Raw genomic sequence first — 7,258 nt, 5'->3', positions numbered from 1 at the left:
GAAGCCGTGAAAAAAGTATTGGAAGCAGAACTACTGCTGCGAGAACTGGCATCGCAGTTCAATCAGTAGATAACCTAACCCTGTAGCCACATGGATACTGCATGGGACCGAATTCATTCGGGAAACAGGCGACGCGGTCTGTTTGTTGGACCGAGTTGTTTTCTTCCCGAATGAGTTCGGTCCTTCAGAGTTCGCGTTAAACCTTCTTTTTCTTCGGCTTCAAAAACTTGGTCAAACCCTGGAACCAGATCGCTAATCCCGGGTTACCTTTGATCAGAATGTTTTTGTCCTGAATGCCCTGCATAAACGCCAGCTGTTTGTTCTTCGCCTGCATCGTGGCGAAGCCGAACGCTGCGTCTTTGAAAGAAATGGCAAAGGCTGGCTCAGCAACCACCCCAGGTTTGCTGACAAGACGCTGCCCGCTGACAATGAAATGCCGAGCTATCGTGCCATCGAAGGTCTGCAGCTGAAAGGTCAGTTCTTTACCCGCCAACTGGCTCTGGAAATCAGGATTGTTACGACTGGCTTTAGCCATCAAGTAGCCAAGCATCCAGAGAAGAAAACGAAATTTCATTGCACAGCCTTTTGGGGAAACCGCTCACATGGAAGCGGCAAGTGCCGCAGTGTACGCAAAAAAATGGGCACCCGACTGAGTCGGTATGCCCATTTTTTGCTGCTACCCGCCTCCCGCTGAGGCGTTTAGCAGATTAAGGATTAACACTGTCTTTCAATGACTTTCCAGGCTTAAAAGCGACCGTATTACTGGCCTTGATTTTGACGGGTTCACCGGTCTGTGGATTTTTGCCGGTACGCGCACCACGATGGCGTTGCAAGAAAGTGCCGAACCCCACCAGCGTAACGCTGTCTTTGCGGTGTAATGCGCCAGTGATTTCTTCAAGAACGGCGTTAAGGACGCGGTTCGCTTGTTCTTTGGTGAGATCTGCTTTTTCAGCAATAGCAGCTGCGAGTTCTGGTTTACGCATATAAAGCCTCTTTGACGGTTTTTTGTTGTTATGTCCGTGCCGTTCTTCCCGAACAGCGACCAAAGTGCCGCAACGGCTCTACGTTGCGGCAGACGGGAATGAGGATGGCATGCCAGGGGTACCTGCGCCACCCTGTACGCGAGGTTTATCGCGACAAAAACGAGTCTTATCCGACAGAACGACCGGTCTCTATGCCAACAAGGGCGCCAACAACGGTGGTAGCACTTTATTAAAGGCTAGTTTTTCCAATACTGCAGTGCCCGTTAGTGCATATCCCAGCAACTTACCGTCGGCGTCATGACACAGCGCTTTGATATCAGCGCCCTGTCCGGCAACGGTCCAGACGCCGTCCATGCCACGCGGCGGCGGCGAAACTACCAGAGGACACACGGGTGTTTTTACCGTAATAGGCATTGGACCGTAACTGACCGCCGTCGGGTTGCCCGAGAGGGTTTGTGCCAATGCCCGAGCGCAACTCATCAGCGGCATGACGTACAGCAGATTCAGACCGTCCACTTGCGCACAATCGCCCAACGCATAAATATTGGCGTGGGATGTTTTCAAATGACGATCAACGGTGACCCCGCGATCAGTCTGCAGACCTGCGGCTGCGGCCAGATCGACACGCGGACGCAAACCAATCGCCGAAACGACAACATCACAGGGCAACACTTCACCGTCAGACAAGTGCGCTTCAAGCCCTTGCTCGGTACGCAGCAGGCGCGTTAGCACCGGGCCTAGGTGGAAGCGAGCCCCCAAGCCTTCCAGGCCCGCCTGCACCGCAGCAGCGGCGGCCGGATGAAGCAAGGTCGGCATGACTTGCTCGCACGGCGCTACCAGGTCGACTTCGTAGCCACCCAGGATCAAGTCATTGGCGAACTCACAGCCGATCAGGCCTGCACCCAGTATCACCACCCGACGCTTGCCCGCCGCCGCTGCGCGAAACCGCGCGTAGTCTTCTAGATCGTTGATCGGAAAGACCGCGTCGCTGGCATCGCCCTCGACCGGAACGCGCACTGTTTCTGCACCCCAGGCAAGAATAAGGTCGCGGTAATACACTGCTTCTTCACCGATCCACAAACGCTTGTGACCGGGATCAATGCCGCTGACCCGCGTGTGGGTGCGCACTTCTGCTTTCAATTGGTCAGCCATCGCACCGGGCTCGGCCATGCTCAGGCCATCGGCTTCTTTGTTTTTGCCAAAGCCGGTGGAGAGCATCGGTTTGGAGTAAGAACGCCCGTCATCCGAAGTAATCAACAACAGCGGTGTTTCGCTGTCCAGTTTGCGAAACTCCCTGGCCAGGTTATAGCCCGCCAAGCCAGTGCCGACGATGACGACAGGTGCGTTCATTACGTTTTCCTGATTGAAATACAGTGGGGAAAGAGACGGGCTGTTATTAGCCGATTTCAATCATTTCAAAATCCATTTTGCCGACGCCACAATCCGGGCACAGCCAATCTGCTGGCACGTCTTGCCACAACGTACCTGGAGCGATTCCGTCGTCCGGCCAGCCATCGGCTTCGTTATAGATCAGGCCACAGACGATACATTGCCACTTCTTCATCGGTAAATTCTCTCAATTCTCAGGCTTTCATGGCCTAGGCGGTCGATGGATAAAACGATTGCCGCCAGACTCAGGGCGTTTTGTACTGATCGACGCGCTCAGATGCAAGCGTGATCGATATAGACGGGATCTGCTGAGGGCTCAGACCCCGCAATCAAACATGCTAAGCTCACCGCCTCGATTGTTGCCAATAATTACCCATCGTGCCCCAGCAAAATCCTCTTCCTGCTGCCCCTGACTGGCGTCAACAACACCAACTGGTGGAGCTGCCCGATCCTGTCATCCTTGATTGGCTATTCAATCAGGACTCCCTTACTCGCCGCCTGACCCGCCTGTCGGCCAATGGGTTCAGTGTTTTGCCATTGTACGAGGGCTGGCGAGCCTTGCGCGCTGACGAATGCGCGGCGCTGGCCATAGCCGATCAAAGTATTGGGTGGGTGCGGGAAGTCTACCTGCGAGGCAATGGCCAGAAATGGGTCTTCGCCCGCAGTGTCGCCGCTCAAAGCGCCCTGCAACAAGGCGGTTTGAACATGGACGAACTGGGTACCCGCTCACTTGGCGAATTGCTTTTTTGCGACGAAGCGTTTGAACGCGGCGCCCTGCAAACCTGCCGCTATCCGGCAACCTGGCTGCCGGCTGACGATACCGCCGAGGGGTTATGGGGGCGCCGCTCGTGCTTTAGCCGAGGCGCGCTGAGCCTGTTGGTGGCGGAAGTCTTTCTGCCGAACTTTTGGCAAGCGGTCCAGATTGCCGGCCCCGCTATGGAGCGCCATTGATGTACGTGAGCCTGCTTAAATCGCTGAACCGTCTGAACCCCCGTGCCTGGGACTTCGTTCAGTTGACCCGCATCGACAAACCCATTGGCATCTATCTGCTGCTGTGGCCAACCTTATGGGCGCTGTGGATTTCGGCCAAAGGCGTACCATCGATTGGCAACCTGCTGATCTTCGTGGTCGGTGTGTTCCTGATGCGCGCAGCGGGTTGCGTGATCAATGACTTCGCCGACCGCAAGGTCGATGGTCACGTTAAACGGACTGAGCAGCGTCCATTGGTCAGCGGCAAGGTCAGCTCCCGCGAGGCTCTGGTGTTGTTCGCGGTGTTGGTAGGCTTGAGCTTTTTGCTGGTGCTGCTCACCAACTCGATGACGATCTGGCTGTCGTTCGGCGGTCTGGCACTGGCGGCGTGTTACCCGTTCATGAAGCGCTACACCTACTACCCACAGGTCGTTCTGGGTGCGGCGTTTTCGTGGGGGATGCCGATGGCGTTCACTGCGCAAACCGGCGACCTGCCCGCTGCAGCGTGGCTGCTGTACATCGCCAACCTGCTGTGGACGGTCGGCTACGACACGTATTACGCCATGACTGACCGTGAAGACGATCTGAAAATCGGGGTCAAGTCCACGGCAGTGCTGTTTGGTGATGCAGATCGGGTGATCATCCTGACGTTGCAGGCCCTGGCATTGGGCTGCTTGCTGCTGGCGGGATCACGTTTCGAACTGGGGATGTATTTTCACCTTGGCCTACTGGTGGCTGCGGCGTGCTTCGTCTGGGAGTTCTGGTACACACGCAACCGTGAGCCGCAACGTTGCTTCAAGGCGTTTTTACACAATCATTGGGCGGGTTTGGCAATTTTTGTGGGAATTGTTGCGGACTATGCGTTGCGTTGACCGCCAGCACTTAAACTGACGGTCGACGCTGCAAGAGCGCTGTATTACTTGGCCACGTGCCAAACATCGCCCTTGCCATCACCGGCCATGTCACCGGCTTTTTTGTCCATTTTGAAGGTGTAGAGCGGCTTGCCATCAAACGCCCACTGCATATGACCGTCGTCACGTTTGACCATTGTCCATTTACCCATGGCTTTTGCGTCTGCTGGAGCCATCAGTGGCGGCCAGTTTTCAGCGCATTGGCCATTACACATGGATTTACCGGCAGTGGTGTCCTTATCGAAGGTATAAAGCGTCATGCCCTTCTGATCGACCATCATCCCGTCTTTCATCATCGCGGGATCTGCAGCGAACGCCATGCCCGAAGTAGCCAAAGCTGCCGCGGTAAGCAAGCCGAGCAAAGTTGTTGAAATTCTGGTCATTTGATACGTCCTCTTTTTGTTGTAGTCGGACTGTTAGCTTAGTCCCAGAGTGGCGCGAGAAGCTAGCAGCGCCCCAAGCTGTCACACGACTGCAATAATTCCGTTATCTAATGCGCTCCAAGACAGTTAAATGACAAGAGGATTGAGCATGGCTGGCAGGAGTATTCTGATCATTGACGACGAAGCGCCTATTCGCGAAATGATCGCCGTTGCATTGGAAATGGCCGGCTACGACTGCATGGAAGCGGAAAACTCCCAGCAAGCCCACGCCATCATCGTCGATCGCAAGCCCGACTTGATCCTGCTGGACTGGATGCTGCCAGGCACTTCCGGGATCGAACTCGCCCGCCGTCTGAAGCGTGACGAGCTGACCGGTGACATACCGATCATCATGCTTACGGCCAAGGGCGAAGAGGACAACAAGATCCAGGGCCTTGAAGTCGGCGCCGACGACTACATCACCAAACCGTTCTCCCCACGTGAACTGGTCGCACGCCTTAAGGCTGTGCTGCGCCGCGCTGGGCCGAGCGATGGTGAGGCGCCTATTGAAGTAGGCGGCCTGTTGCTTGATCCCATTAGCCACCGGGTCACCATCGACGGTAAACCTGCTGAAATGGGCCCAACCGAATACCGCCTACTGCAATTTTTCATGACCCACCAAGAACGCGCCTACACCCGCGGGCAATTGCTGGATCAGGTCTGGGGCGGCAACGTTTATGTCGAAGAGCGCACGGTGGACGTGCACATTCGACGCCTGCGCAAAGCGCTCGGCGATGCCTACGAAAATCTGGTACAAACCGTGCGCGGCACTGGCTACCGTTTTTCTACAAAGAGCTGATCGACAAGGATGCGTTTGAATTGAACCAAAACTGGCACGGCACGCTGATCCGCCACATGCTGCTGTTGGTCACGGCCTGCTTGGTGATGGGACTGATCAGCGGCTATTACGGCTGGAGCATGGCGGTGGGCCTGGGCCTCTATCTCGCCTGGACGCTGAAACAGTTGTTGCGCATGCACGTGTGGTTGCGCGAGCAAAAACCCGATGAGCCGCCTCCCGACGGCTATGGCTTATGGGGCGATGTGTTCGACAGCATTTATCACCTGCAACGCCGGGATCAGCGCGTGCGCGGCCGACTGCAAGCGGTGATTGATCGTGTCCAGGAGTCCACGGCGGCGCTCAGGGACGCGGTGATCATGCTCGACAGCGAAGGCAACCTGGAGTGGTGGAACCGCGCTGCAGAAACGTTGCTCGGCCTCAAGACCCCACAAGACAGTGGTCAGCCGGTGACCAACCTGGTGCGTCACCCGCGCTTCAAAGAATACTTCGAACAAAACAACTACCTCGAACCACTAGAGATCCCCTCGCCGATCAATGATCGCTTGCGTGTGCAATTACTGATTACCCGCTACGGCAATAACGAGCATTTGATGCTGGTCCGCGATGTAACCCGTATTCACCAGCTGGAGCAGATGCGCAAAGACTTCGTTGCCAACGTTTCCCATGAGCTGCGAACACCGTTGACGGTGATTTGCGGCTACCTGGAAACTCTGCTGGATAACGCTGAGGATGTGAACCCACGTTGGGTCCGGGCCTTGCAACAAATGCAGCAACAGGGTGACCGGATGCAGACCCTGCTCAACGATTTGCTGTTGCTGGCAAAGCTCGAAGCCACGGACTATCCGTCGGATAACCAACCCGTGGTCGTGTCTTCGATGCTGCAAAGCATCAAGAACGATGCACAGGCGTTATCGGCTCAGCACAATCACCTCATCACCCTAGAGATCGACAGCCAAGCCCGCCTAAAAGGCAGCGAACCCGAGCTGCGCAGTGCGTTTTCCAATCTGATATTCAACGCGGTGAAATACACCCCTGCCGAAGGCAAGGTTCACATCCGCTGGTGGGAAGACGAATACGGCGCACACATGAGCGTGAAGGACTCTGGGCCAGGCATCGAGGTTAAGCATTTACCGCGACTGACCGAGCGTTTCTACCGCGTTGACTCTAGCCGCGCCTCTAATACCGGTGGCACCGGACTTGGCCTGGCCATCGCTAAACACGTTTTGTTACGTCATCGCGGCACCCTGGACATTGTCAGCGCAGTGGGCAAAGGCAGTACGTTTACCTGCCATTTTTCACCGGCCCAAGTGATCAATCCTTGATCAACCCTCTAGTCAAGCTGGCCGCTAGCCGCTACATTGCCGGTCTTATGCTCGCTGGTTTGGCGCAGCAACATACTCATTAGATGATACGGAACCTTTAAAACTCCACCATGGACCCTTCCCCTAGTTTGTCCCTCTCCGCTCTGTTCGCCGATTTCGGCATGATTCTTTTTGCACTAGTCCTGGTTCTGCTCAACGGGTTTTTCGTTGCGGCCGAGTTCGCCATGGTCAAGATGCGCTCGACTCGAGTTGAATCCATAGCGAAGAAAAACGGCTGGCGCGGACATATTCTGCGTACCGTCCACAGCCAGCTCGACTCCTACCTCTCGGACTGTCAGTTGTGTATCACCCTCGCATCTATGTGCCTTGGTTGGGACGGTGAACCAGCTTTCTAGAATTTTATTGAGACGATGATGCACATGTTCGGAGTACAGTAGACGGAAGTGATCAATGGAGTATCGTT

The 7,258-nt window shown here is 55.5% G+C and carries 9 protein-coding genes and 1 pseudogene; 5 read left to right on the top strand and 5 right to left on the bottom strand.

Features of this window, described 5'->3' with window-relative positions:
• Nucleotides 1-196: 196 nt before the first annotated feature.
• From M0974_RS30410 to M0974_RS30395, 4 genes are all read right to left on the bottom strand, one after another.
• Nucleotides 197-574 carry a helicase gene (locus M0974_RS30410; RefSeq protein WP_297845642.1) on the bottom strand — a complete coding sequence of 126 codons (378 nt, stop codon included), beginning with the start codon at nt 572-574 and terminating at the stop codon, nt 197-199.
• Between the two features lie 133 nt (nt 575-707).
• Entirely contained in the window at nt 708-983 is a 276-nt protein-coding gene (locus tag M0974_RS30405) for an HU family DNA-binding protein (protein ID WP_003213368.1), read from the bottom strand.
• A 189-nt stretch (nt 984-1,172) separates the two neighbouring features.
• A complete protein-coding gene (locus M0974_RS30400) occupies nt 1,173-2,333 on the bottom strand; it encodes an FAD-dependent oxidoreductase (RefSeq protein ID WP_297845634.1) in 1,161 nt (386 codons plus the stop codon).
• A gap of 46 nt (nt 2,334-2,379) precedes the next feature.
• A complete protein-coding gene (locus M0974_RS30395) occupies nt 2,380-2,547 on the bottom strand; it encodes a rubredoxin (RefSeq protein ID WP_297845633.1) in 168 nt (55 codons plus the stop codon).
• Between the two features lie 203 nt (nt 2,548-2,750).
• On the opposite strand from M0974_RS30395, the gene M0974_RS30390 reads away from it, so the two are divergent.
• The gene (locus tag M0974_RS30390; protein ID WP_297845632.1) at nt 2,751-3,323 is read left to right on the top strand and encodes a chorismate lyase; all 573 of its coding nucleotides are present in this window, start codon (nt 2,751-2,753) and stop codon (nt 3,321-3,323) included.
• Nucleotides 3,323-4,213: a 4-hydroxybenzoate octaprenyltransferase gene (gene ubiA, locus M0974_RS30385; RefSeq protein ID WP_297845630.1), complete on the top strand. Its 891-nt coding sequence runs from the start codon at nt 3,323-3,325 to the stop codon at nt 4,211-4,213. The genes M0974_RS30390 and ubiA overlap by 1 nt, the downstream gene beginning before the upstream one ends.
• Before the next feature lie 44 nt (nt 4,214-4,257).
• On the opposite strand, the gene M0974_RS30380 is transcribed toward ubiA, so the two are convergent.
• Nucleotides 4,258-4,635 (bottom strand): hypothetical protein, encoded by a 378-nt coding sequence (locus M0974_RS30380; RefSeq protein WP_297845629.1) that lies wholly within the window; start codon nt 4,633-4,635, stop codon nt 4,258-4,260.
• 148 nt (nt 4,636-4,783) lie between these two features.
• On the opposite strand from M0974_RS30380, the gene phoB reads away from it, so the two are divergent.
• From phoB to M0974_RS30365, 3 genes and pseudogenes are all read left to right on the top strand, one after another.
• Entirely contained in the window at nt 4,784-5,473 is a 690-nt protein-coding gene (gene phoB, locus M0974_RS30375) for a phosphate regulon transcriptional regulator PhoB (RefSeq protein WP_297845627.1), read from the top strand.
• 20 nt (nt 5,474-5,493) lie between these two features.
• Nucleotides 5,494-6,795, top strand: a complete 1,302-nt coding sequence (gene phoR / locus M0974_RS30370) for a phosphate regulon sensor histidine kinase PhoR (RefSeq protein ID WP_297845626.1) — start codon at nt 5,494-5,496, stop codon at nt 6,793-6,795.
• A gap of 110 nt (nt 6,796-6,905) precedes the next feature.
• A pseudogene (locus M0974_RS30365) lies at nt 6,906-7,229 on the top strand (CNNM domain-containing protein); the annotation flags it as partial.
• Nucleotides 7,230-7,258: the final 29 nt, after the last annotated feature.

It is taken from the genome of Pseudomonas sp. (assembly GCF_026224925.1).
Taxonomy (GTDB): Bacteria; Pseudomonadota; Gammaproteobacteria; order Pseudomonadales; family Pseudomonadaceae; genus Aquipseudomonas.
Note: the sequence above shows the minus strand (reverse complement) of the source record. Positions and strands in the feature narration are given on the sequence as shown.